This is a genomic window from Halovulum sp. GXIMD14793 (genome assembly GCF_054457435.1).
In genome coordinates this window covers 76378-99282 of the sequence record NZ_JBTLNE010000003.1, presented here as the reverse complement: position 1 = coordinate 99282, position 22905 = coordinate 76378, and the positions used below count along the sequence as shown (strand labels likewise).

Genomic DNA, 22905 nt, shown 5'->3' with positions numbered 1-22905 from the left:
GCGGAACGGATCAATCTCGGTCATGTGTAGTGGGTCCTTCTTTCGACCAGCCAACGCTGGAACAGGGTCAGGATCAGAACGAAGATCAGGAAGACGACAGTGATCGCCGCCCCGACGCCCATCAGGTTCTGTTTGATGGCCTTTTCGTAGATTGCGTACATCATCAGGTAGGTGGACTTGGACGGCCCGCCGCTGGTCAGCGCCTCGATCGTGTCAAACACCTGGAATGAGCGGATGGTTGTGATCGTCACGACAAAAACCGTGGTCGGCCCCAGCATCGGCCAGGTGACCAGACGAAACCGTTCCCAGCCGCTGTCAGCGCCATCGACATCGGCTGCGTTGTAAAGCTCCCGCGGGATGGAGGTCAGGCCAGCCAGATACAGCACCATGTTAAAGCCAAAGGCCTGCCAGACGCCGATAAAGGCAATGATCCAGATCGTGTAGCGCTTGTCGCCCAGCCATACCGGGAAGGTCCGCCCGCAGCCTTCTGCGAAAAAGTCCAGCCGTTCCAGAAACGTGCCACAGCCCAGCTCAAGCGTTTTGTTCAAAAGGCCGAGTGTGGGATGCAGGGTGAATTCCCAGGCGATGGCCATGGCCAGTAGGGCGGCCATGACCGGCAGGAAGTAGATAGTCTTGTAAAGGTCGCCAAAACGCGTGACGGAACTGATCAGCAGTGCCGTGCCCAGACCCAGAATGACCGAGGCTGGCACAACGATGACCACATAAAGGATGCTGGCATAGAACATCTTTTTGTAGGTCGATTTGGTGAACAGGTTCTCGTAATTCTCCAGCCCGACATAGCTCGCGCCGTCATTGCCCAGCGAATAGTCCGTCACGCTAAGCGCAGCGGCCACCAGGATCGGCGCAATCAGCACCGCCAGCATCAGAAATACCGCAGGGCCGATGAACCAAAGATGCGCGCGGGATCGCGTCATGCGTAGGCTCGCGCTGGCTGGGTGGTCGCATTCACCCGCTGGCCATCCTGGCCGAACAGCAAAACTTTCGTGGGATCAAGCGACAGGTGCAGCATGTCGCCTTCATTCAGGCCTTGTGCCTCGGCAGGCAGGGCGCGGGCGATGATTTCGTTTCCTTCGCCTGTGGTGGCGTGCAGAAAGACATCTGCGCCAAGGTTTTCCCGGAACTTCAGCCTTGCGGTCAGCTTGGCCCGGCGGGGCAGGGCAAGGGCGATATGTTCTGGCCTTATGCCAAGCTGCAGCGGTCCTTTGGCATCGACCCTGACCGGCAGCAACTCCCCCTCAAGCCCAAGTGCGCCGTCCGGGCCCACCTCGGTCGGCAGGATGTTGATGCGCGGCGTGCCAACAAAGCGCGCCACCTCGATCGAGGTGGGATTGGTGTAGATTTCATCCGGCGCACCCAGTTGCAGGATACGCCCGCCCATCATCACCGCCATGCGCGTGGACATGGTCAGTGCCTCGGCCTGATCATGGGTGACGTAGACAAAGGTCGTTTCCAGCCGCCGGTGCAATTCGCTGAGTTCGGCGCGCATATGGACCCGCAGCGCGGCGTCAAGGTTGGACAGCGGCTCATCCATCAGAAAGGCTTCGGGACGCCGCACCATGGCCCGGCCCAAAGCGGCGCGCTGGCGTTGCCCGCCGGACAACTGGCCGGGCTTGCGATCCAGAAGCGGTGTGATCTGAAGTGTCTCGGCGACGTTGTGTACCTGCTTCAGCAGCTCGGTGCGCTTGGAGCGTGACAGCAATGGCCCCAGCAGCGGCAGGCGCTCCACCGTGCCAAGATCGCGCAGCTTCAGCGGCGTCATCATGTTCTCGGCCACAGTCAGATGCGGATAAAGGGCGTAGGATTGGAACACCATCGCCAGATTGCGCGCCGCAGGCCGTACATCCGTCATGTCGCGACCGTCGACAATAACCCGGCCCGCATCCGGTGCCTCAAGCCCAGCAAGGATGCGCAGCAGCGTAGATTTCCCGCAGCCGGACGGCCCGACGAGGGTCAGAAAGTCCCCCGGCTCCACTGCCAGATCAATGCCACGTAACACAGGGGTATCACCAAAAGCCTTTTCGACTCCGGCTAGATGTAGATGCTGCATGCCCACACTCAACACGTTCTGGCGGAAGACCATAGCGAGGTTACATCTCAGAACTGTGACGGTGCTAAAGTCTTGTTTCGGAAGCGGGACTTGCTGGTGGGGCCTTAAGCTACCCTTCGGTTTTTGGGAATCCGGGTAGCAATACTGCCAAGCCGTTGCCATATCAGACGCCACGGGTGGATACCGGGTTTCGTGTAAGGGGCTGGCGTGCTGACAAAGCCACGCCCGCGACCTAGGCCAGAACAGGAAGACCGTTGCATTTGGGCGGATTGAAGTGACATCTGGGCGTATGATCAGAACCGCGATCCGCGCAATGCTAAAAGGACCACTTGCCCGGTGGTTTGCGCTTGCCTTTCGGGTTTTGGGCCGGGTCGGCAAGGACAGGCTGTCGCTGATCGCTGCCGGTGTCGCCTTCTTTTGCCTGCTGGCCCTGTTCCCGGCGCTGACGGCTGTGCTGGCCATCGGTGGCCTGGTACTGGAACGTCAGGAAATCCTTGAACAACTTGATCAGCTCAATGGTCTTGTGCCGGAGGATGTGCTTAGCATCATCCGCGATCAGGCGGGGTCGGTTGCGGCCTCCAGCGGCTTGGAACTTACCGTTGTGGTCTCCGTCGCCTTTGCGCTGTGGTCTGCCTCACGCGGGATCAATGTGCTGTGTGACGGGCTGAATGTGGCCTATGGCGTGCAGGAAAGCCGCGGCATTGTCTTGCGGAACCTGATCGTTCTGGGGATGACCATCGCTATGGTCATTGGTTTGGTGCTGGTCGCTATTGCCATGGTGGGCATCCCAGTTCTGTTGGCCTATGTGCCCCTGGGGCCGGTGGCGGATGCGGCTGCGCGGGGCGGCAGTTGGATATTGCTGTCGCTGACCGCCCTGACAGGACTTGCGGTTCTCTATCGGTTCGGTCCGTCACGCCGTCAGGTCCGGCTGGTCTGGCTGACACCGGGCGCGCTATTCGCATTTTTCAGCTGGGTCGCCACCTCCGTCGCTTTCACCATCTATGTCTCACATTTTACCAGCTATAATGAGAGTTTCGGTGCGCTGGCCGGGGTTATCGTTCTGATGCTGTGGCTGTGGCTGACGGTTCTTGTGGTGCTGATTGGGGCAGAGTTGAACGCCGAGATTGAAGGGAGAGCGCTGCGCGCAGCGTCCGCCGATCCTGAGCAAAGTGATGCAAATCCCTCCGGTGATGGCGAAAACTCCAAGGGCGATTGAGGGCGCAGCAGCTTGGGGTTCTGCGCGCGGCGGTTGCACTTTTCATCGCGATAGGGGAAAGACGCATCAATCCGAACGCCTGCTGGAGGAAAACCATGCCATTCGACCGTTCCATCAAGATCGCGCCATCCATCCTGTCCGCCGATTTCGCCGATTTCGGACGCGAGATTGCGGCGATCGAAGCGCAAGGTGCTGATTGGGTGCATGTGGATGTGATGGACGGCCATTTCGTGCCCAACCTCACCTTCGGCCCGCCGGCAGTAAAGGCTTTCCGCCGCCACGTGACCACCGTCATGGATGTGCACCTGATGATCGCCCCGGTCGATCCGTATATCGACGCTTATGCCGAGGCCGGTGCCGATATTCTGACGGCGCATGTTGAGGCAGGGCCGCATATTCATCGCACCTTGCAGGCCATCCGGGCCGCGGGAATGAAGGCGGGCGTGGCCTTGAACCCCGGCACCCCGGCGGGAGCCGTCTCGCATCTGCTGGATCTAACAGACCTTATTTGCGTGATGACGGTGAACCCGGGATTTGGCGGGCAGAAATTCATCGATATGACATCGAAAATTCGCAGCCTGAGAGCCATGATTGGCGACCGTCCGATCCATATCGAGATTGACGGCGGTGTTGATCCCGGCACCGCACCTTTGGTGGCTGCCGCCGGTGCGGACGTGCTGGTCGCCGGGTCGGCTGTGTTCCGGGGCGGTTCTGTCGGGACCCCAGATGTCTATGGCGACAACATTCGGGCCATTCGTGCCGCTGCGAATAAGGCTGAGTGATCTGTAGTTTGTCCAGCTATATGGGGTAAGGCCGATATGCGGCCTTTGGCGCTATGGAAACAGATACTCCGCGAAAGCAAAGGGAACGGATGCAAAATCTTTCGACTGCACCGACGCTCATGACAAAACGGTTGGTGCTGCGTGGCCCCGAACGGAGTGAGCTGGCGGCGTTCACACGCTTCATGACCAGTGCCCCATCCATGGTCGCGCAGGGAGAGACGGTTACGAAAGAACAGGCCTGGTTCGGGTTTCTTGCAGGAATAGGACACTGGCATTGGCACGGCTTTGGCTTTTTTACCGTCACCTTGCGGCAGACTGGGCAACCCGTTGGCCGTGTGGGCCTGATCAAGCATTCCAACTGGCCCGAGATTGAGCTGGCCTGGCATCTGTTCGAAGGCGCTGAAGGGCACGGTTATGCAACAGAGGCGGCGATGGCGGTGAAGGAATGGGCCTGCAAGGAACTGGGGTTGGATCGCTTATGCAGCTACATAGACCGAGGCAATACGCGCTCACAGGCGGTTGCGAAAAGGCTGGATGCTGTCACTGACGGAACGCAGGCCCCGCATGAGCCTGATGCAGAAATCTGGGTTCACCCGATTGAGCGTGACTAAGGTAGGATGCCCAAGCCTGTCCCGGATGATCAGCTTGACGGTTTCGCGTAACCCCCCAACAGATTGTCCGCCAGGCGTCCCTTGGCGCATTGCCGATGGTCACAAATGATGACCTGCGGGAATAAACCCGGCCTTCGGGGCGTACCCTTTGTGAAACCAAAACCACTCAGAGCCACGATGCCTCAAGCTTGCCTGACATACCAGACCGACAGGTCAGAGCCGCAGCGCGAGCCCGCTTTCGCTGGTTTCCCTTACGTGATAGTTGGGGGTTGTCCTGACCGCGCTGACGCTACAGATTGCGCAGAAAGGTCAGGCAGGCTTACGCAGAACGTAAGAGAATCCTGTGGGGGTGGGATGAGTGAAACAGAGCAGTTCCGAAGGGAAATAATTGCCCTTCTGCCACGTCTGCGACGGTTCGCCCGGACGCTGACCCGAGATGCTGCCGATGCCGATGATCTGGCTCAGGATGTTTGCATGAAAGCGCTGTCCAATCGGGCGCAGTGGGATCCGGATAAGCCGCTGGATCGCTGGCTGTTTCGCATCACCCGGAACCACTGGTTCAGCGAATTGCGCAAGCGCAAGGTTCGTACCGGTGAGGGGGTTGTCGATGCTGCCGAAACCGGTGAATTGCAGGTCGAGGCGCAGGACGAAACCAAGGTGCTGATGGGCGAGGTCAATGCCGGTATCGCGGCTTTGCCGTCCGAGTTATCCTCGGTCCTGATGCTGGTTTGCGCCGAAGGCTACAGTTACCGCGAAGTGGCTGATCTGATGGAAATTCCAATCGGGACCGTCATGAGCCGGATACATCGCGCCCGTAAAACCTTGGCCGATGGCCTCAGGATTGCCGAACAGGTGACATCATGAGCGAGATCGGAGAAAAACTAAGCACGTATCTCGATGGCGAGTTGACGGCCGAAGAATCCGCCCGGGTTGAAAAGCTGCTTGAGATCGATCCCGAGGCGCGAGCCGAGATGGAGATGCTGATCGCGGCCAATAGCAGTGCCTGTGACGCCTTCGATGAGATGCTGAACGAGCCTGCACCCCTTGCGCTTTACCGCGCCCTGGATGAGGCACCGAAGGCCGAGGACGACAAACCCGCACGCCCCGCCACAGTGTCGCGTCTGCCCGGATGGGCGGCGATGGCGGCAGCGGCCGTGTTGGCGGTACTGGCCGGAACCGGCGGTTACATGGCCGGGCGCAGCACCAGCCCCGCCGGGATGCAGGTCGCCTCGGCCGGTTGGCTGCAGGACATTGCCGAATACCATGTCGTCTATGCCAGTCAAAAACGCCATCTGGTTGAGGTTGGCGCGGATGAGGCCGATCACTTGCAGACCTGGTTGTCGAACACCGTGGGGGCTTCGTTCCAGATACCGGATCTGACGGCGCAGCTGATCTATACCGATGCCAGTGGGAAAGTGATTGCGCTTTGTATCATCCAAAGCGACAAGCCCGCGACCGATGCGTTTAAGCAAGATGTGATCAATGGTGTCACCATGGTGGAATGGCGCGATGGTGGCGCAGCTTATGTGATCGTCGGCGAAGAAGAGGCGCAAAAGCTAAAGGACGTTGCCACTGCTGCCGCGACGCAGGTCTGATCTACTGCAAGTTGCGTTTTGTCTGTTTCCGGTCAAACGCAACTTGCGCTAAGGGGCGCGGCTTCCCGCGTCAGGATGGCCCCTCTGGTTTCGGCGCCAGTGATGACAAGGTGAACCAGGACAGAACCACCAGCGGAATGCCGATGCCAAAACTGGCGCGCATGCCGAAAGCCTCAGCGATCTCGCCCAATAGTGGTGGGGCGATCAGGAATGTGACAAAGGATAGCTGGGCAAGCGCTGCGACATTGATCCGGGCCGGGCGATCTGTGCGCTGTGCGGCGGCGGACATGGCAAGTGGGAACATTGCGCTTGTGCCAATGCCCATCAGGGCAAAACCGACCAGGGCGACAAAGGCATGCGGCGCAAAGGTCACCGCCAGCACGCCCGCCGCCAGCACAGCAACCAGAACCCGCGCCACTCGAACCGGTCCAATCCGTTCCACGAGGCCATCGGCGAAGAACCGTGTCACCGCCTGCGCAAACGCGCCGATGGCAAAGGCAAAGCCTTGTGTGAACGGGGCGGAAGCAAACACATCGCGCATATAGATGGCCGACCAATCCGCAGCCCCACCCTCCAGCAACATGGCCGATAGCGTAAAGGCAACCAGAACCAGGATCGGCCCGGTCGGGCGGACAAAACGCTGAGGAGAGGGGGATTCCGTCATGCGTGCAGGCGCAGGGTGGTAGTGCCGCATCAGAATAACGGAAATCAGGGTGATCAGCAGCGCCATAATGCCCAGATGCAGACCTGCAGGCACCTCTGCCTGCTTTGTCGCTGCACCGATCAGACCAGCGCTGAAGAAACCAAAGCTCCAGAAAGCATGTGAGCGGTTCATGATCCGGCGGCCGATTTGATGTTCCACCCGGTCGGCCTCTAGATTGACAAGGATTTCCACCGCGCCGATCTGCAATCCGGCACAGAACAGCACGGCAAACAATCCCCAGGGGCCGGTGGTCATTGCGGCGAGGGCCATGAAAAAAGCCAATGCCGGAAGGCCAATCATCAATGTCAGGCGATAGCCCATTCGTTCGATCAGGGGACCGGCGAACATCAGCGCGACCTGTGTGCCAAGGGCGGCCCCGATCAGTGCCCGACCCAGAACGTCCTTGCCGATCCCCATCGCCAATTGCAGATCGCCCAGCCGCGGAAACACGCCGCCCAGCCCCAGCGCATACAGATAGAATGCGGCAAATACCAAATGCTGCGGCTGCAACTGGATGCGGGAGGTCATGAGCATGTACCGTGAAAGCTGGGGCGGGACTTATCCGATCCAACAAGCGGCACCGGCGGAATAAAATCAACCGCAAATGTGCGGTGCTTCTGGCGCATGGTGGCTATTGCGGATCGCGTAGGTTAGACAGGCTCCAACGCGAAGGAGACGCAATGAAGCAGGACGACTATTCTGATATGACAGCAACGCTGGGCGACCGCCTGACCCTTGCACGAGAGCATGCAGGCCTGTCGCAAAAGCAATTGTCGGGTCGTCTGGGTGTCAGTCCAAAAACTTTGGGGCGCTGGGAAAATGACCGGTCCGAGCCGCGCGGCAATCGCATGCAGATGTTGGCGGGTCTTCTGAATGTCTCGGTCGTTTGGCTGATCAGCGGGGCAGGCCCGGATCCGGAGGCGGATACCAGCGTCGATGTCGCCAAGAGCATTCTGGCAGATATGTCGGAAATCCGGCGCAGTCAGTCGCGATTGTCAAAACGTCTGGGACAGCTTGAAACGCGGCTGCGCGAGGTTCTCAATGATTGAGGATGCTCGTCTGAAACGCCTGCGTATCCGCAGCTGGCGGCGCGGCATGCGCGAGATGGACCTGATCCTGGGGCCCTTTGCCGATGCGCGGCTTGCCGGGATGGATGAGGAAATGGTCCAGCGTTATGAGGCACTTCTGGAGGTTGATGACCAGACATTGTTCGGGGTGTTTGGCGGGCAGGATCCCGCACCGGACGGGCTGGAAACGATGATTGCAGAGCTTCGCACATTCCATGATTTGCGGGAAAGATAATAAACGTCCCGCATTTTAACTGAATATTTCATTTTGTTCGCCATTTGTCTGTCAGCGGAATAGGCAGGCGGAGTATGAGATGAACATGCGACTGGACCATGCGGTTGTCGGGAATGTCGATGATGGCAGTGATTTCCTTACCGGCTATCTGGAAACCTTGTCGATGGTCGAACGGCTGCATCGCCTGCTGCTGGATGTCATCAAGGACGAGTTTGAGCGGATCGGTCTTTTGAACATCAATCCGGTTCAGGCCCTTTTGCTGTTCAATGTCGCCGACAATGAGGTGACCGCCGGGGAGTTGAAGACCCGTGGTTATTATCAGGGGTCCAATGTCTCCTACAATCTTAAGAAACTGGTGGAGGCGGGGTATATGCACCACCAGAAATGCACCATCGACCGGCGGGCCGTGCGTGTGCGCCTGACCGAACAGGGGCGCGATGTTTGCTTTAAGTTGGGTGCATTGTTTGAACGCCATGCCGCGGGGATTATCGACCGGCGGGTGCTGGGTGATCTGGGCATAAAGGAAATCAACCATTCCTTGCGCCGGATGGAGCGGTATTGGACGGATCAGATCCGGTATATCTACTGAGGCTTTCCATCCATGCCACCAGATTGTCTGATACGGCATGAGCTGCGCGGCGGCAGAAAACTACTGTGATCTCCATAAGATCTGAAGAGGGTGGAGTACCGTAGAGTCCTGGCCCAGTGATCATGGATTTGCTTACAGCTGGCTTCGAACCATGCAGGAAGAACGGGCGTAGGATCGGCGATTGATCGCTGACCAGGCGTATTTTGCAACTGATTGATAGGCATATTTAGTGCGCGCAATCTTCTCGCGCACAATATTTGCTAAATGTTGCGCGGTGTTGTAGGTTGCCTGCGCCAAAACAAATCCCATGTGAACATCTGCAAGAAATCGTGTTAGCTTGTGATAAAACAGGCAAATGGTGCACGCAAACGATTCGTGTGCGAGTGGGCAAGGGGTCTGGCGCAGATCCATGAGCGGCGTAGAAGAAAATACGGAACTGAAGGGCTTTGACTCTTATGAGTTCAAGCTGGGTGATGAGTTGCGCGGAGAGCGTGCAACCCTTGGCCGTTCCTTGCTTGATGTTCAGCGCCATTTGCGGATCAAGGCCGCCTATATCGCTGCGATCGAAGATTGCGACCCGGATGTGTTTCCCAACAAGGGCTTTGTTGCCGGTTACGTACGATCCTATGCCCGCTATCTGGGGCTTGATTCCGAAGAGGTGTTCGGTCGCTTCTGCCATGAAAGCGGTTTCAGCGGCGTTAACGCCGGGCTGACACCGAAACGCGAGCCCGGTGCCAAAACCGATGTTATCTCTGACGCCAGTGCGCCAGATCTGTCCTTTGCCTCGCTGACTGCAAATGCCGCCGCCGCGCCCGGTCGTTTCAGCGAGATGTCGTTTTCCGCGCTCGGCTCGCTGGCCGTACTGGTCGCATTGATCCTGGGGCTTGGCTATGGCGGCCTCCAGGTTGTGGAACGCCTGCAACGTGTCGAGATTGCGCCCCTGGATCAGCGCCCTGGTGCTTTGGCGGAAATGGCCGAGATTGCCGCACCAGGTCTTGGCACAGAACAGGTTCTGCCTGAATTGCAGGCCGATGCCAGAACCAGTAGCCGTGATCAGGACCTCCGACGCCTGTATCAACCGCGCGAACTGGATGTGCCTGTGGTCACCAGCCGCGACGGTCCAATTCTTGATATCGATCCTCAAAGCGCTGGCCAGTTCGCCTTGGCCAGTGAAGTCGATGATACAGTACACGATGTGGATGCCGGCCTGCAGCAGGCCGTCACGCAACAGGGGCCGGTGGTGCGCGAAACACGGGTCGCCCCCAATGTTCGTGTTGCCGCACAAATACCAGCCTGGATCCGTGTGTCTGATGCAGATGGTACTGTTGTTTTCGAGAAAATTCTTGAGACGGGCGAGGCCTATGAAGTGCCGGAAGATATTGCCGCACCACTGCTACGCTCGGGTAACTCGGGTTATGTCTTTGTAATCGTCGAAGACAATGTGTTTGGCCCGATTGGACAGGGCACAGGTGTCGCCAAGAATATCTCATTGCTGGCTGATGACGTCCGTTCAGCCATGCCAGCACTCGATGAAATCCCCGAGGCACTGCAACCGACGATCAGTTCCGCCAGCGCCGAAGTGGAATAACGCGCGCAACAGCGTGACAAGCGCCTCTTCCCGGACTATCTGACAGTCGGAAACCATCAACACCGATTGCAAGGCCGCCCATGTCCCTGACCGCCATCCGCCCCTGGCGCCATATCGAGCGCCGAAAAAGCCGTCAAATCCATGTCGGACCCGTTCCTGTCGGCGGAAATACGCCGATCACGGTGCAGACCATGACCAACACGCCGACCGACGATATCGCGGCCACTGTAGCTCAGGTGCAGGCCTGCGCCGAGGCCGGGGCAGATATAGTGCGCGTGTCCTGCCCGGACGAAGCCTCGACCAAAGCCTTGCATCAGATTGTTGCCGAAAGTCCGGTGCCGATCGTGGCTGACATCCACTTTCACTATCGCCGTGCCATCGAAGCGGCCGAGGCCGGTGCGGCCTGCCTGCGCATCAATCCGGGCAATATCGGTAGCGAAGAAAGGGTCAGGGAGGTTATCAAAGCCGCCCGGGATCACGGCTGTTCCATCCGCATTGGCGTCAACGCTGGCAGCCTGGAAAAGCATCTGTTGGATAAATATGCCGAACCCTGTCCCGAAGCGATGATCGAAAGCGGTCTGGGGCATATCCGAATCCTTGAAGACAATGACTTTCATGAGTTCAAGATAAGTGTCAAAGCCTCAGATGTGTTCCTGGCTGCCGCGGCCTATCAGGGGCTGGCAGACGCCACCGAGGCGCCGATCCATCTTGGTATTACCGAGGCGGGCGGCCTGTCATCGGGCACCGTGAAATCGGCCATCGGGCTTGGCAATCTGCTGTGGATGGGCATTGGCGATACCCTAAGGGTCAGTCTGTCGGCCGATCCGGTCGAAGAGGTGCGCGTCGGTTTCGAAATCCTCAAAGCGTTGGGATTGCGCCATCGCGGGGTCAACATCATCTCCTGCCCGTCCTGCGCGCGGCAGGGGTTCGATGTGATCAACACGGTCTCAGCACTTGAACAGCGGCTGGCGCATATCCGTACACCGATCACGCTGTCGATCATCGGCTGTGTCGTAAATGGCCCAGGTGAGGCTTTAATGACGGATATCGGCTTCACGGGTGGCGGTGCAGGTCATGGTATGGTTTATCTGGCAGGCAAGCAGGATCATCGCCTGTCAAATGAGAAAATGATTGACCATATCGTTGCGCTCGTTGAAAAAAAGGCCGGTGAGATAGAAGATACAGCGGAGGCGACGGCGGTCAAAACATGCGGATAATGCTGCTCATCATTGTCTTCGGCATCCTGGGGATGTCGGCATATACGGTTTTCTTCATTCGCTCTGTCGCTCATGATCCAGAAGTCTGGCATGTCGACCCCCGCGACGCGCCGAATTCTGAAACGCCGAATGACTTCCGCCTGATCCAGTCGAACCTGACAAAGTTCCGTGTGGATATGGAAGCGCCGACTTATGCGGTTGACGCTGCCACCCTGTCCCAGGCCTTTGACCGTTTTGTTATGGGCCAGCCGCGCGTGGAACGTGTTGCGGGGTCTACCCAGGCTGGGTGGGTCACCTATGTGCAGCGGTCGGAATACCTGCAGTTCCCGGATTATATATCGGTCCAGTTCTATAACCTGGGCGATACCGGTACCTCGACCATCGCGATTTATTCCCGCTCTCGGTTCGGCTATTCGGATATGGGCGTGAACAAGGCGCGGGTCGAACGCTGGGTCAAATCCATCGAGTCATTCGTACAGGATGAACCCATCGCCGCCACGCCCGCCGCGAGCGAGTGAGGCTGACGGACAGCCATCCCCGATGTCTTTCCAGAACGGTGTGTTCAGCGCCATGACGCAGCGCGCCATATAGGCCCGCCCGTCGACGTAAAGGCAAATCTCTTCGCCCATTTCGCGCCGTGTCCCTTGGGTATCGGTGCAGTAACAGTCGATTTTTGACACAAGGGAAAGGCCGCGTTTTTCCGTCTGCGCGGTCGCTGGTCCCGCGCCGATTGCCAGTACCATAAGGGCGGCGATTGGCGGTTTCATACATCAATCATAGCATATTTTTCCACCTTGAGCGAGGCGGAGCCTTGACCCCCTCTGAAACTGCCGTCAGGGATGTCATGATGATCGCAGATGAACAACTCGACAAAATTGTACAACGCTTTCGGTTTCTGGAAGCGAAACTTACCGAAGGGGCAGAACCTGCGGAACTGGCGGATTTGTCGCGCGAGTATTCCGAGCTAAAGCCGGTGACCGACCGGATAGCCGCATATAGCGACCTTCTGGACGAGATATCGGGGGCGGAGGCATTGCTGAATGACCCCGAGATGAAGGCGATGGCGGCAGATGAGCTGGAGACGCTGAAACAACGCCGGGAGGAAGAGGAAGACGCCCTGCGCCTGGCCCTTCTGCCCCGGGATGCCGCCGATGCGCGCCCTGCCATTCTTGAGATCCGCGCCGGAACTGGCGGAGACGAGGCTGCCCTGTTCGCCGCTGATCTGTCGCGCATGTATCAGCGTTATGCCGAAACCAAGGGCTGGCGCTTTGAGGTGCTGGAGGACAGCCGGACAGAAATCGGCGGGCTGAAGGAAGTTGTCGCATCGATCAAGGGCGACGGTGTTTTTGCGGCGCTGAAATTCGAAAGCGGCGTGCACCGTGTCCAGCGTGTTCCGGTGACGGAAAGAGGCGGGCGCATCCATACTTCGGCTGCAACGGTGGCGGTTCTGCCCGAGGCAGAGGAGGTCGATATCGACATTCCTGCCGGTGACATTCGCATCGACACGATGCGGGCCAGCGGGGCCGGGGGCCAGCACGTCAACACTACCGATAGTGCGGTGCGCATCACCCATTTGCCCAGCGGTATCGTGGTGACCAGTTCGGAAAAGTCCCAACATGCCAACCGGGCCCGTGCCATGCAGGTGCTGCGTGCGCGTCTCTATGATCTGGAGCGCCAGAAACTGGCCGACGAACGGGCCGAGGCACGGCGCGGGCAGGTCGGCTCGGGCGACCGGTCGGAGCGCATTCGGACGTATAACTTTCCACAGGGCCGGTTAACGGACCACCGCATCAACCTGACGCTTTATAAATTGGATGAGGTGGTTGCTGGCGATCTGGATGAGGTGATCGAGGCACTGATCGCCGCCGATCAGGCAGAGCGTTTGGCTGCTCTCGACCCATGACTGTGGTTGAGGCTTTGCGTGCTGGCGCGGCCCGGTTGTCCGGGGCCGGTATCGACGGTGCTGCCCGCGACGCCCGCTTGTTGCTGGCGGCTGCGATGAGCGCCGATCCCGCACGTATCAGCCTGATGACCGAGGACAAGTTGACCGAGACACAGGCCGCCCACTTTGACCGGATGCTGGAAAGCCGTATCGCCCGTCAGCCGGTCGCCCAGATCATCGGGCAGAGGCAGTTCTGGGGGCGTGACTTCATCGTTACCGGTGACGTTCTGGACCCGCGTCCGGAAACCGAAACCCTGATCGCCGCAGCATTGGACGCCCCTGCGCCCAAGCGCATTCTCGATCTGGGAACCGGTAGCGGCATTCTTGCGCTGACACTGTTGGTTGAATGGCCCGACACAAGGGCGGTGGCGGTGGAACTGTCTAAGGCCGCCTTGTCCGTCGCGGCCCGGAATGCGGACCGGCTGGGCGTTGCGGACCGTGTCATCTTTCACCATGGCAGCTGGTTTGACGGGCTTGAGGGCCAGTTTGACCTGATCGTCAGCAACCCGCCCTATATCACCAGCGCCGAAATGACAGCCCTGTCGCCCGAGGTTCGCAACTGGGAACCGCATCTGGCGCTGGAAGCCGGCCCAGACGGGATTGAGGCCTATCGCGCGATAGCTGCCGGGCTGGATACCTATCTGACGCCCGGCGGGCGGGCGCTTCTGGAGCATGGTGTAGGGCAGGGGCCCGCCCTTCGTGACTTGTTTTCGGGTTGGGATGCCGAAAGCCGAGCAGATATGGACGGGCGTGATCGCATTGTTCTGCTACAGTGTTACGATTGATGCTTAGGCATCCGACGAAGTCGAAACACGTGCAAAATAAGTGCCTTTAACTGCGCATCGAGACATTCTGTCTTTAAGGACGAGTGCGAAAACCTATCTCATCTGGAGCCGCCTGGAGTAAAAAATTTCAACGCATTAGGTGATGTTTGAGGTGTCAGACATACCGTAGGGCGCCATAGGTTTCCTTCGAAACACCTCAGAAAGCTGCAAATAACCGCTAATCTGCTAAAAAAGCAGTTGATATTTAACACCTGACAGGTATAGCTTTTGGTGTCTGGCGGGGAATACTGCATTCCTCCGCACCGCGGACCATTAAGCGAAATTATGGCAAAGACCGGGTTTTGCCCCTGGCGGAAACACATCGCCTGCATCCCGGCATGGAACCCTAGAAGACGTAAGAGATGAGATCTTCCAACAAGTCGCGCTCGCGCAATAAGAATAACCGTAACCGTAGTGTCGGCAACGTCGTCAACCGCGTGTTTGATAGCTCTGGCCCCGAAGGCAAGGTGCGGGGAACCCCGCAGCAGATCATCGAAAAGTATCAGACCCTTGCGCATGACGCGCAGTTGTCGAACGATCCGGTGGCGGCCGAGAATTTTCAGCAGCACGCTGAGCATTACACGCGTATGCTGAATGAAGCGCAGCGTGAAATGGCGGAACGACAGGCTGCCAATGATCAGCGCAACCGCGATCAGCAACAGAAACAACCGCAGCAACAGCAACAGGCTCAGCCCGCTGAGGATGCGCCGTCGGCTGAAAAGGCCCCGGCGTCAAATGGCCATGACCGCGCGCCTGCGGAAAGCAGCCTTGCTGAAGTTGATTTTCTGAACACTGACGAAAGCGGTCTGGTGGAAACCCCCGAAAGCAGCACCGCGAGCGCGGAAGAGACTACCCCGCCGCCGCGCAAGCGCCGGTCTTCGCGTGCCAAAGCCACAAGCGAAGAGGGCGATGCTGCACCGGCAGCAGAGTAAGCTTCGCTGTAAGTTTCAGGAATACCCGACAAGGTCGTAGGTCAGGCGTTTTCGTTAAACGCCGCTGAGCGCGTTGCTCAGCTGACAGAACTGTTCAAGCGTCAGCGTTTCGGCGCGCGCCGTCGGGTCGATATCGCAGGCCGCGATCCGCGCCTCGGCATCCGGGGCCAGAGACTTTAACGAGGCTCGCAGCATCTTGCGCCGCTGACCAAATGCCGCGGCCGTCAGGCGTTGCAGCTTGTCAGCATCCGCCGGGTAGCGCGGTGTTTTCAGCCGCTCAAGATGCACGACCGAAGATGTGACCTTTGGTGGCGGCGTAAAGGCCTGCGGTGGCAGGTCAAACACGATCCGCGCATCCGACCGCCATTGCGCCAGAACCGACAGACGGCCATAGGATTTGCTGCCCGGCGTCGCGACGATCCGCTCCGCCACCTCGCGCTGGAACATCAGGGTCATGCTTTGCCAAAGCGGCGGCCAGGATTTGGGCGTCAGCCAGCGCACCAGCAATTCGGTTCCGATATTATAGGGCAGGTTAGCCGCGATGCGCACCGGTTGCGTCAGATGCGGTGCCGGGTCGATCTGTAGAGCATCCCCGGACACCACGGTCAGACGGTCAGGATATGCGCTTGCGATATCCTCTAGTGCCTGCAGACATCTGTCGTCCCGCTCAATCGCAACAACCCGGCGCGCGCCTTCCATCAGCAAGGCCCGGGTCAGGCCACCGGGACCGGGACCAACCTCCAGCACATCGCATGTTGTCAGGTCCCCGGTGGCCCGGGCGATCTTGCGGGTCAGGTTCAGATCCAGCAGGAAATTTTGCCCCAGCGACTTACGCGCGCTCAACCCATGGGTTGCGATGACCTCTCGCAATGGGGGCAGCGGATCGGTCATGCTGCGGCAAAGGCTGCGGCCTGACGCAGGGCGGCAACCAGGCTGGATGGATCAGCAATGCTCTGACCAGCGATATCATAGGCTGTCCCATGATCAGGAGAGGTGCGTATGATCGGCAGCCCAAGCGTCGTGTTCACCCCACCGGCAAAGTCAATTGTCTTGGCCGGGATCAGCGCCTGATCATGATACATGCAGACCGCCAGATCGTAGCGCGCGCGCGCCTCCGCGTGGAACATGGTATCGGCGGGATAGGGGCCGGTTACCGCCAATCCCTCAGATTGCAGGGTCTTGATCACCGGGGTGATCAGGTTGATTTCCTCATCGCCCATGGCCCCGCCTTCGCCCGCATGCGGGTTCAGGCCCGCCACAGCGATACGCGGATGGGGCAGGGCAAGCAGGTGACGCAGGTCGGCCTCAGCCGTGCGGATCGTATCGGCCAGCAGGTCCGCCGTCAGGGCACGCGGGACCTCGGCCAGTGGAATATGGATGGTCACTGGCACGACCCGGAAATCGCCCGAACCTAGCATCATCACCGGCAAAGGCGCATTGGTCAGATCGGCCAGAAATTCAGTATGTCCCGGGAACGCAAAACCAGCCCCATCATAAAGTGCGGCCTTGTTGATCGGATTGGTTACAAGGGCCGAGGCCGCGCCGGTTCGCACCAGATCAACCCCGGTGCGGATGAACTCCACCACAGCCGGGGCGTTGGCGGGCGTCGGCTGGCCGGGGGTGATCGGGCCGGGCAGGGGGGTGTGCAGAACACGCAGGCCGTCGGCCCGCTCAGATGGAGAGGTAATGGCGGATACAGGGGTGCCAGTCTCTTGACCAAGCCGCGCCAGCAGGTCGGCATCGCCTATGACAAAGAAATCGCAGTCATCTTTCAGCTTGGCGTAGGCTTTCAGCGCGATCTCCGGCCCGATACCGGCCGGATCGCCAAGTGTCAGCGCGAGGGCGCGCGTCATTTTTCCTCAATAACGGCGTCGCCGCGCAGCTCCTGCAGATAGCCTTGTGCAAAGGTCTGCATCCGTTCGTTGAACAGGCGGCGGCGCAGCGCCTCGCGCTCTTCGGGGGAGGTTTCGTCAGAGCGGCCACACAGCATCACAAGAACCACACCACGCGAATCCCGCTGGATCTCGATATCGCCGGCATCCATGCCAGACAGCAACAAGGCGATATCCTGCGGCACGGCATTGGCCGGGGTTGGTTCACTGCGGCCAGAGCCAAAGCCGAATTCGTCAGCCTTTTCATCCAGGTCCAGACAGAACCGGGCATCGCGGCGGATGGTTTCGGCCTGTTTGCGGGCAGCGGCCTCGGCCTGCGCGCTGGCATTGGCGGGCAGGGGGATGATCAACTGAGAATAAGTCACGGTCAGCGCGCCGCTTTCCTGAGCGCTGCGCGGCTCTTCGCGGTAGTCGAGCAGCTTTAGGATGGTCACGCCGCGCTGGATCGGGATCGGCGCGGTGACTTCACCGGGCTGAAGGGCCAGAACCTGACCGGCAACTGGCGGCGGCAGAGACGATGCCGCGACCCAGCCCAGCCGACCGCCACGGGCACGTGATGCCGCGCGGGAGTAACGGGATACGGCCGCGTTGAAATTGCCCCCACGGTTCAACTCACGTGACAGGCGTCGGGCCAGGTCCTGAATCTGCGCCTCGTCCTGGTTGCCGAACGGGATCGACAATTCCTGCAGCAGAACGCTTTCCTGAACCCCGCGCGATGCAAAATCGAGCGCGGCATCCAGATCGGATTCGGACGGCGTTGCCAGAGGGCGGAACCGTGCCTGAATAACGGCGCGCCATGTCAGGCCAGCCTCAAGGAAATCCATGATGGTTTCCGGCGCAATCCCTCGTGCGCTAAGCGCACCAAGAACCTGTTCCTGCGTCAGATTGCGGCGGGTGGCGAATTCGTCAAAGCCTGCATCCAACTGCTCGGTGGTCAGTTCGATGCCAAGACTGTCGGCGGCCTGCAATTGCAGGCGCTCACCGATCAGTTGCTCGCGCGCCAGATCCCGCACATCGCCACCAGCGCCAAAGGCCAGCAGAAGCAAGGTGCGTTGCTCCAGCTCAAAATGGGTGATGGCCCGCTCATTGACGATCAGCGCAGGTTCGAACGGATTGGCGTTTTGTGCCACCGTCGGTCCCGAAAAAGCCAGTGCAAATGCCGTTGTAAGTGCTGCCAAATGCTGACGCATTGCCTAGATACCCCTGAATTTCGCCGCTACCTTAACCCTGAACCGCAGCGTCTGGAAGGCCAGTTATCATCTGCCTTACTGCCAAGTCCAGCCAGGTTTACTGTCAGACCGAAATTGGTCGATGTCGGCACGTTATTGGCGCTGGTCAGACGCCGTTCTGCCGTCAGGCGAACCCGGACGCATTCGTTACCATAGGTAATCCCACCCTTCAGGGCGGTGGTCTGGGTTTCCGCCAGATCATAGCGCCAGTTCGCTGACAGTTCCCAGTTTGGCGCAACACGATAGCGCGCCCCGATGTCAAACTCCTGACGTTGTGGCAATGGGTCCGGGGTCAGGGTGAACGGGTCCGGGGCCAGGTACACATAAGAGGTATCTATTCCAAACCGAGGGCTGTCATAACGGAACTCCAACTCCCCCCGGCGAAACACCAGATCAGCTGGTGAGAACAAGGCGCGGGCTAGCGCGCGATACCCACCAGGCGTTTCCAGATACGCCGCCGCGACAATATCCGACGCGGCGGTACTTAGGCCCGAATAGGTTGGAAAGTCAGGGTTTTCCTCGAACCGCAGTACCTGACCAAGGGTCGCACCGAAACTCCAGCCACCGTCGCGGATCATCTGGTAGTTCACGCCAATATTGGCGCGAAAGCCTATTTCGTCAGCGTCGCGGCCAGGAAAACGGTTCAGCTCGAAAAGGTTGGTCTCATCAAGTTCCGGCAGCAGGCTGTCCTCGTTCGGTGTCAGACCGGATTGCAGTCTGTCTGACCAGACCAGTTGTGCGATCGGTTCCACAATATGAGTGGCCCGGCGGGTCCGTTTGCTGAGCGGCCAACGTAACTGTACCGCTGCTGTTGGCACCAGACGGGTTTCAAAAGCATCGTCAAAAAGCATATCATTACGGGTGCGATAGGCGTCGAATTTCAGATCTGCCAGAGTTTCGATCATCAACCCGCCGCGTGTGACATGTTCGCGGCGCCAGTCCACATTTCCACCAAAGCGCAGCAGGTCGCCACCCTGGATCCGTTCAAGATTGGCCAGATTGACCGTCAGCCCGATCCGCCCGCCAATACCACGGGCCGGGACAACGCGGCGATACTCTGCACCGGGCAACAGAAACGGCACTTCGTCCTGAAGTTCGTCTTCGCGCAGGGTCTGATACCCCTCTACCCGGAAATCGAGGTAGTCGTTGGGGGATACCCGATCCAGCCGTGCATAGCTGACCAGGCGGTCAGTATCGGAATAGTTGAACTCCTGCAGGAAAGCCTTGTCACTGGCCACATTCAACCGGAACGTCCCGCGAAAGTTGGGGCCTAGCTCAACCTCTCCCCTTGCATCAAGGAATCCGCGCGGCCCGCCGTCCAGCGTTTCATTCAATTTCAGTGCGCCCGACACGGTCAACCCGGCGCGGCGAAACCGCTGGCGGTACTCCGCATCCAACAAAAAGCCCTCTGCAGAGGTGATGAACGGGGCCAGAGTGATATCCGCGTGATCACCAAGCGTGACATAGTAGGGGAGCTTCAGCCCGTAGCCGAAGATATCGGAGGTCAGGAACTCAGGCGCAAGAAAGCCGGTTGCCCGCGTGACACCGGGTTCTGGAATGCGCAATGCTGGCAGGTAGGCGACGGGCACACCGAACACATCGAAATAGGCATCCTGAAAATAGATGCGGCGCTTTTCCTGATCGTGGATCACCCGCCGCGCGCGGATCCGCCAAACCGGCGTTGGGTTATCGGCGCAAACATGGCAGGACGAGGCGAGTGATTTGTAAAGGGTATTGTAGCGGCCTGCGATCCGTCGGCCCTCCACGGCAGCAATTTGCAGCTTACGATCCAGCACCAGCCGTGCGCCGCGAATGATACCGTCACGAAAATCAGCCGAAAGGTCTGCTGCCGAGGCCAATAACACAATACCATCGGTCGTTGTCAGCTTTAGCGGCCCGGTGGCCCGGATGGTGTTTGCACTGCGGTCATAGGTCAAAGAGACCGCGCTAAGTGTCTGGCCCTGATACGTCACCTGAACCGAGCCGCTTGCGGTGATCAGATTGCCGTCATCCGTCACCTCAACCCGGTCCGCCAGCAACCCGGCAATATCCTGCGCCACCGCGGTAACCGGCAGAAAGAGCAGCAAAAGACCCAATAGAAAGCGCATGTCTCAGCCGTCTTCCAGATGCAAAAGGATCGTGATTGATAACAGGATGGCTACCATCGGCGGCGTCCAGGCGGCCAGAACGCTCGGCACGGACCCCGCATTGCCCAATGATTCCGTCAGATCCTTGAAGAAATACAGCAGAAAGCCAGAAAATACCGCCATCAGCACCATTACCCCGGTTTGACCGAAACGCACATTACGCAGCGCAAAAGCGGCTCCGATCAGGACCATCGCTGCGAACAACGCCGGGCGGGCCAGTTCGGTGTGAAAAAAGACGCGATGCCGCTGGGCAGAGAAACCGGCATTCTCCAGCGATTGGATGAATTCAGGCATTTCCCAGATCGACACAGCCTCGGGCGAGGCGAAAGTATCAAGGATACGCTCTTGGCTCAGGTCGGTTGGCAAGCGTAGCTCGGGCAATTGTTCGGGCTGGCGCAAGCGCCCGTCATCACCGGGCGAAAGGTCCCAGCGCGTCACGCCGCGCAAGACCCAGACACCGTCACTCAGTGCTGCGGACCGCGCCTCGATCCGGCTTGTTAATGTGTTCTCTGTGTTGAACCGGTGCATGCGGACCCCAAACAGAATCAGACCATCAGCGCTGACGCGCCGGGCCTCGATCACCGTCTGTCCGTCATCCCCGCCTTGGCGAAGCCATAGGGCATCCTCGGACAAAGACAGGACATTGCCGCTGCCGCGCGACATCTCATCACGCAGGGCACTATGGGCTTGTGTGGTGACGGCGACCACGGGATTGAACACGGTCACGGCAATCCCGCCCAAAAGGATGGCTGCGATAAGCGGGAACAACAAAAACCGCAGGGCGGACACGCCTGCGGCGCGCAATATAACCAGTTCCGAGCTGCGCGATAGGCCAAGAAAGGTCCATAAGGATGCCAGCATAAGAACCAGCGGGAACACTTTGGACAGGGTCGCCGGGGCTTGTGTCAGGGTCAGCTTGGCGGCGAAATCCGTACCGCGCCCAACTGCGGCTGCACGACTCATGTTGTCGATCATGGTCAACAGCAGCACAAGGCCAAGGATCAGGGCTGAGACGATCAGCACCCGGCTTAGAAAGCGCAGCGTGATGTAGCGCCAAACCGTCATGTCGCTATAGCCTCCGGGCTTCGCGACCGCGCCCGGGAAGAGCGCCACAGCAAGAGGGTCGCAGTCAGGCCAAACAGAAACGGTGCCGCATAGAATACCGGCCAGCTATCCGGATCGCCGATCACCACGGACTTTATCGCGATGCCGGTCGCGGCCAGCGCCACGCCGGCCAGGATAGTCACCGTGATCCGCCGCCCGAAGCCTTTGCGCTGATAGCTGCCGGTCAGCATGATGGCCAGCGCTAGAAACGGCATGACAAAAGCGTTCAGTGCCAGAACAAGCCGCTCGTGCCCGAAAGCAACGAAATCGCCGCGCTCATACCAAGTGCTGTCGATCATCTCCTGCGTTGGGTTGAGCAACTCAGACAGCGTAAAACTGCCGATCCGGCGGAAGGTCTGGGATTTCTTGGCCAAAAGGTCTGACAGGTCATACGTGAATTCGTCGAACTGCACGCGGGATAGGATCTTGGTGTCGGTATCGTAGTTCAGCGCAATCCCGTCCGACATCACCAGCCGTGCCAGATCACCATCGCGCAGCAACACGGCGCGGGTGGCGGTGTAGGTCGTTGTCTGTTCCGGCACACGCTCATCATGCAGGAACAGCCCAGCCATCTGCCCCGCATCTGAGGTGTCGCGAATAAAGATGGACAGACCGTCCATCGGGTGAATGAACCGCCCCTCCACCAGCACAGCACTGGCCAGTTCCGAGCGGATCGCCGCCTGTTCCTCGGCCATCTTTGTCTCGGCCCAGGGATCGAAAAACAGGGTGGCAAGCAATGTCAGCCCGGCGACCAACAGGGCATAGATCAGCGTTGGACGGGCCAGCGAAAACGGCCCTTGCCCTGCGGCCATCATCACCACCAGTTCCGCATCGGTATAAAGCTTGTTCAGCGCATAGATCGCCCCCGCTAGACAGGCCAAGGGCATGACGATTTTCAACACCAGCGGCAGAACGAAGGTGGAGAACAGCAAAAACACCAGAATCGATTTGCCCGAGGCGATGATCGCATCAATCAGCGGAACGGCTTTCACCAGCCAGATCACCCCCACCATGATCAGGCAGAAAAACAGGAACGCACCCACATAGTGTCGCAGCACATATGCATCCAGTCGGCGCATCTTACTCCTGTGTTTTTGGTCGTGGATCAATCGGGCGCATAATAGACAAGCAGACGCCGCGCGCCACCCCGTTCTGGCCAAGGCG

25 protein-coding genes are annotated in these 22905 nt (G+C 59.2%); 14 read left to right on the top strand and 11 right to left on the bottom strand.

Features of this window, described 5'->3' with window-relative positions; genetic code table 11:
- Positions 1 to 20 precede the first annotated feature (20 nt).
- A complete protein-coding gene (locus ACW9UQ_RS01060; protein ID WP_458929134.1) occupies positions 21 to 935 on the bottom strand; it encodes a carbohydrate ABC transporter permease in 915 nt (304 codons plus the stop codon).
- Positions 932 to 2068 carry an ABC transporter ATP-binding protein gene (locus ACW9UQ_RS01055; protein ID WP_458929133.1) on the bottom strand — a complete coding sequence of 379 codons (1137 nt, stop codon included), beginning with the start codon at positions 2066 to 2068 and terminating at the stop codon, positions 932 to 934. The genes ACW9UQ_RS01060 and ACW9UQ_RS01055 overlap by 4 nt, the downstream gene beginning before the upstream one ends.
- Positions 2069 to 2342: 274 nt before the next feature.
- Here ACW9UQ_RS01055 and ACW9UQ_RS01050 point away from each other — a divergent pair, with 274 nt between their 5' ends.
- The 5 genes from ACW9UQ_RS01050 to ACW9UQ_RS01030 all read left to right on the top strand — a co-directional run bounded on the left by ACW9UQ_RS01050 (position 2343) and on the right by ACW9UQ_RS01030 (position 6272).
- Positions 2343 to 3284 carry a YihY/virulence factor BrkB family protein gene (locus ACW9UQ_RS01050; protein ID WP_458929132.1) on the top strand — a complete coding sequence of 314 codons (942 nt, stop codon included), beginning with the start codon at positions 2343 to 2345 and terminating at the stop codon, positions 3282 to 3284.
- 95 nt (positions 3285 to 3379) lie between these two features.
- On the top strand, positions 3380 to 4066 hold the full coding sequence (rpe, locus tag ACW9UQ_RS01045) for a ribulose-phosphate 3-epimerase (protein ID WP_458929131.1): 687 nt from the start codon (positions 3380 to 3382) through the stop codon (positions 4064 to 4066).
- Positions 4067 to 4155: 89 nt separating this feature from the next.
- Positions 4156 to 4677, top strand: coding sequence for a GNAT family N-acetyltransferase (locus tag ACW9UQ_RS01040; protein ID WP_458929130.1), 522 nt, complete (start codon positions 4156 to 4158; stop codon positions 4675 to 4677).
- Positions 4678 to 5031: 354 nt separating this feature from the next.
- Positions 5032 to 5541 (top strand): RNA polymerase sigma factor, encoded by a 510-nt coding sequence (locus ACW9UQ_RS01035; RefSeq protein WP_458929129.1) that lies wholly within the window; start codon positions 5032 to 5034, stop codon positions 5539 to 5541.
- Positions 5538 to 6272, top strand: a complete 735-nt coding sequence (locus tag ACW9UQ_RS01030) for an anti-sigma factor family protein (RefSeq protein ID WP_458929128.1) — start codon at positions 5538 to 5540, stop codon at positions 6270 to 6272. The genes ACW9UQ_RS01035 and ACW9UQ_RS01030 overlap by 4 nt, the downstream gene beginning before the upstream one ends.
- A 70-nt stretch (positions 6273 to 6342) precedes the next feature.
- Here the strand turns inward: ACW9UQ_RS01030 and ACW9UQ_RS01025 are convergent, their stop codons facing one another.
- Positions 6343 to 7503 carry an MFS transporter gene (locus ACW9UQ_RS01025; protein WP_458929127.1) on the bottom strand — a complete coding sequence of 387 codons (1161 nt, stop codon included), beginning with the start codon at positions 7501 to 7503 and terminating at the stop codon, positions 6343 to 6345.
- Between the two features lie 152 nt (positions 7504 to 7655).
- On the opposite strand from ACW9UQ_RS01025, the gene ACW9UQ_RS01020 reads away from it, so the two are divergent.
- From ACW9UQ_RS01020 to ACW9UQ_RS01010, 3 genes are all read left to right on the top strand, one after another.
- Complete coding sequence (locus ACW9UQ_RS01020) at positions 7656 to 8024, top strand: helix-turn-helix domain-containing protein (protein ID WP_458929126.1); 369 nt, start codon at positions 7656 to 7658, stop codon at positions 8022 to 8024.
- Positions 8017 to 8277, top strand: a complete 261-nt coding sequence (locus tag ACW9UQ_RS01015; RefSeq protein WP_458929125.1) for an FAD assembly factor SdhE — start codon at positions 8017 to 8019, stop codon at positions 8275 to 8277. Before ACW9UQ_RS01020 ends, ACW9UQ_RS01015 begins: the two co-directional genes overlap by 8 nt.
- Positions 8278 to 8362: 85 nt before the next feature.
- Positions 8363 to 8866 (top strand): MarR family winged helix-turn-helix transcriptional regulator, encoded by a 504-nt coding sequence (locus tag ACW9UQ_RS01010; protein ID WP_458929124.1) that lies wholly within the window; start codon positions 8363 to 8365, stop codon positions 8864 to 8866.
- A gap of 132 nt (positions 8867 to 8998) precedes the next feature.
- On the opposite strand, the gene ACW9UQ_RS01005 is transcribed toward ACW9UQ_RS01010, so the two are convergent.
- Positions 8999 to 9175 (bottom strand): hypothetical protein, encoded by a 177-nt coding sequence (locus tag ACW9UQ_RS01005; protein WP_458929123.1) that lies wholly within the window; start codon positions 9173 to 9175, stop codon positions 8999 to 9001.
- 100 nt (positions 9176 to 9275) lie between these two features.
- On the opposite strand from ACW9UQ_RS01005, the gene ACW9UQ_RS01000 reads away from it, so the two are divergent.
- From ACW9UQ_RS01000 to ACW9UQ_RS00990, 3 genes are all read left to right on the top strand, one after another.
- The gene (locus ACW9UQ_RS01000) at positions 9276 to 10454 is read left to right on the top strand and encodes a helix-turn-helix domain-containing protein (protein ID WP_458929122.1); all 1179 of its coding nucleotides are present in this window, start codon (positions 9276 to 9278) and stop codon (positions 10452 to 10454) included.
- An 80-nt stretch (positions 10455 to 10534) separates the two neighbouring features.
- Positions 10535 to 11671 (top strand): flavodoxin-dependent (E)-4-hydroxy-3-methylbut-2-enyl-diphosphate synthase, encoded by a 1137-nt coding sequence (ispG, locus tag ACW9UQ_RS00995; protein WP_458929121.1) that lies wholly within the window; start codon positions 10535 to 10537, stop codon positions 11669 to 11671.
- On the top strand, positions 11671 to 12189 hold the full coding sequence (locus tag ACW9UQ_RS00990) for a DUF1499 domain-containing protein (protein WP_458929120.1): 519 nt from the start codon (positions 11671 to 11673) through the stop codon (positions 12187 to 12189). The genes ispG and ACW9UQ_RS00990 overlap by 1 nt, the downstream gene beginning before the upstream one ends.
- Here ACW9UQ_RS00990 and ACW9UQ_RS00985 read toward each other — a convergent pair.
- The gene (locus ACW9UQ_RS00985) at positions 12139 to 12438 is read right to left on the bottom strand and encodes a hypothetical protein (RefSeq protein WP_458929119.1); all 300 of its coding nucleotides are present in this window, start codon (positions 12436 to 12438) and stop codon (positions 12139 to 12141) included. The two genes, ACW9UQ_RS00990 and ACW9UQ_RS00985, sit on opposite strands and share 51 nt — an antisense overlap.
- A gap of 80 nt (positions 12439 to 12518) precedes the next feature.
- Between ACW9UQ_RS00985 and prfA the strand changes: the two genes are divergently transcribed.
- The 3 genes from prfA to ACW9UQ_RS00970 all read left to right on the top strand — a co-directional run bounded on the left by prfA (position 12519) and on the right by ACW9UQ_RS00970 (position 15369).
- Positions 12519 to 13574 (top strand): peptide chain release factor 1, encoded by a 1056-nt coding sequence (gene prfA / locus ACW9UQ_RS00980; protein ID WP_458929118.1) that lies wholly within the window; start codon positions 12519 to 12521, stop codon positions 13572 to 13574.
- Entirely contained in the window at positions 13571 to 14398 is an 828-nt protein-coding gene (gene prmC / locus ACW9UQ_RS00975) for a peptide chain release factor N(5)-glutamine methyltransferase (protein ID WP_458929117.1), read from the top strand. Before prfA ends, prmC begins: the two co-directional genes overlap by 4 nt.
- Before the next feature lie 401 nt (positions 14399 to 14799).
- Entirely contained in the window at positions 14800 to 15369 is a 570-nt protein-coding gene (locus ACW9UQ_RS00970) for a DUF4167 domain-containing protein (protein ID WP_458929116.1), read from the top strand.
- A gap of 54 nt (positions 15370 to 15423) precedes the next feature.
- On the opposite strand, the gene rsmA is transcribed toward ACW9UQ_RS00970, so the two are convergent.
- From rsmA to ACW9UQ_RS00940, 6 genes are read right to left on the bottom strand one after another with little or no spacing between them, the layout of a single operon-like run.
- Positions 15424 to 16260: a 16S rRNA (adenine(1518)-N(6)/adenine(1519)-N(6))-dimethyltransferase RsmA gene (gene rsmA, locus ACW9UQ_RS00965; RefSeq protein ID WP_458929115.1), complete on the bottom strand. Its 837-nt coding sequence runs from the start codon at positions 16258 to 16260 to the stop codon at positions 15424 to 15426.
- A complete protein-coding gene (gene pdxA, locus ACW9UQ_RS00960) occupies positions 16257 to 17222 on the bottom strand; it encodes a 4-hydroxythreonine-4-phosphate dehydrogenase PdxA (protein ID WP_458929114.1) in 966 nt (321 codons plus the stop codon). The genes rsmA and pdxA overlap by 4 nt, the downstream gene beginning before the upstream one ends.
- Positions 17219 to 18451 carry a peptidylprolyl isomerase gene (locus tag ACW9UQ_RS00955; protein ID WP_458929113.1) on the bottom strand — a complete coding sequence of 411 codons (1233 nt, stop codon included), beginning with the start codon at positions 18449 to 18451 and terminating at the stop codon, positions 17219 to 17221. The genes pdxA and ACW9UQ_RS00955 overlap by 4 nt, the downstream gene beginning before the upstream one ends.
- 26 nt (positions 18452 to 18477) lie before the next feature.
- Positions 18478 to 20598 (bottom strand): LPS-assembly protein LptD, encoded by a 2121-nt coding sequence (locus ACW9UQ_RS00950; RefSeq protein ID WP_458929112.1) that lies wholly within the window; start codon positions 20596 to 20598, stop codon positions 18478 to 18480.
- Between the two features lie 3 nt (positions 20599 to 20601).
- Positions 20602 to 21702: an LPS export ABC transporter permease LptG gene (gene lptG / locus ACW9UQ_RS00945; protein ID WP_458929111.1), complete on the bottom strand. Its 1101-nt coding sequence runs from the start codon at positions 21700 to 21702 to the stop codon at positions 20602 to 20604.
- Entirely contained in the window at positions 21699 to 22820 is a 1122-nt protein-coding gene (locus tag ACW9UQ_RS00940) for an LptF/LptG family permease (protein ID WP_458929110.1), read from the bottom strand. Before ACW9UQ_RS00940 ends, lptG begins: the two co-directional genes overlap by 4 nt.
- Positions 22821 to 22905 lie beyond the last annotated feature (85 nt).

Coding starts and splice junctions, on each gene's coding strand:
- ACW9UQ_RS00990 (WP_458929120.1), top strand. CDS start 11,671: ATGCTGCTCATCATTGTCTTCGGCATCCTGGGGATGTCGGCATATACG.
- prmC (WP_458929117.1), top strand. CDS start 13,571: ATGACTGTGGTTGAGGCTTTGCGTGCTGGCGCGGCCCGGTTGTCCGGG.
- ACW9UQ_RS01030 (WP_458929128.1), top strand. CDS start 5,538: ATGAGCGAGATCGGAGAAAAACTAAGCACGTATCTCGATGGCGAGTTG.
- ACW9UQ_RS01060 (WP_458929134.1), bottom strand. CDS start 935: ATGACGCGATCCCGCGCGCATCTTTGGTTCATCGGCCCTGCGGTATTT.
- ACW9UQ_RS00985 (WP_458929119.1), bottom strand. CDS start 12,438: ATGAAACCGCCAATCGCCGCCCTTATGGTACTGGCAATCGGCGCGGGA.
- rsmA (WP_458929115.1), bottom strand. CDS start 16,260: ATGACCGATCCGCTGCCCCCATTGCGAGAGGTCATCGCAACCCATGGG.
- ACW9UQ_RS00950 (WP_458929112.1), bottom strand. CDS start 20,598: ATGCGCTTTCTATTGGGTCTTTTGCTGCTCTTTCTGCCGGTTACCGCG.
- ACW9UQ_RS00940 (WP_458929110.1), bottom strand. CDS start 22,820: ATGCGCCGACTGGATGCATATGTGCTGCGACACTATGTGGGTGCGTTC.
- ispG (WP_458929121.1), top strand. CDS start 10,535: ATGTCCCTGACCGCCATCCGCCCCTGGCGCCATATCGAGCGCCGAAAA.
- ACW9UQ_RS01035 (WP_458929129.1), top strand. CDS start 5,032: ATGAGTGAAACAGAGCAGTTCCGAAGGGAAATAATTGCCCTTCTGCCA.
- ACW9UQ_RS01020 (WP_458929126.1), top strand. CDS start 7,656: ATGAAGCAGGACGACTATTCTGATATGACAGCAACGCTGGGCGACCGC.
- ACW9UQ_RS01055 (WP_458929133.1), bottom strand. CDS start 2,068: ATGCAGCATCTACATCTAGCCGGAGTCGAAAAGGCTTTTGGTGATACC.
- ACW9UQ_RS00970 (WP_458929116.1), top strand. CDS start 14,800: ATGAGATCTTCCAACAAGTCGCGCTCGCGCAATAAGAATAACCGTAAC.
- rpe (WP_458929131.1), top strand. CDS start 3,380: ATGCCATTCGACCGTTCCATCAAGATCGCGCCATCCATCCTGTCCGCC.
- lptG (WP_458929111.1), bottom strand. CDS start 21,702: ATGACGGTTTGGCGCTACATCACGCTGCGCTTTCTAAGCCGGGTGCTG.
- ACW9UQ_RS01010 (WP_458929124.1), top strand. CDS start 8,363: ATGCGACTGGACCATGCGGTTGTCGGGAATGTCGATGATGGCAGTGAT.
- pdxA (WP_458929114.1), bottom strand. CDS start 17,222: ATGACGCGCGCCCTCGCGCTGACACTTGGCGATCCGGCCGGTATCGGG.
- prfA (WP_458929118.1), top strand. CDS start 12,519: ATGATCGCAGATGAACAACTCGACAAAATTGTACAACGCTTTCGGTTT.
- ACW9UQ_RS00955 (WP_458929113.1), bottom strand. CDS start 18,451: ATGCGTCAGCATTTGGCAGCACTTACAACGGCATTTGCACTGGCTTTT.
- ACW9UQ_RS01015 (WP_458929125.1), top strand. CDS start 8,017: ATGATTGAGGATGCTCGTCTGAAACGCCTGCGTATCCGCAGCTGGCGG.
- ACW9UQ_RS01000 (WP_458929122.1), top strand. CDS start 9,276: ATGAGCGGCGTAGAAGAAAATACGGAACTGAAGGGCTTTGACTCTTAT.
- ACW9UQ_RS01005 (WP_458929123.1), bottom strand. CDS start 9,175: ATGGGATTTGTTTTGGCGCAGGCAACCTACAACACCGCGCAACATTTA.
- ACW9UQ_RS01025 (WP_458929127.1), bottom strand. CDS start 7,503: ATGACCTCCCGCATCCAGTTGCAGCCGCAGCATTTGGTATTTGCCGCA.
- ACW9UQ_RS01040 (WP_458929130.1), top strand. CDS start 4,156: ATGCAAAATCTTTCGACTGCACCGACGCTCATGACAAAACGGTTGGTG.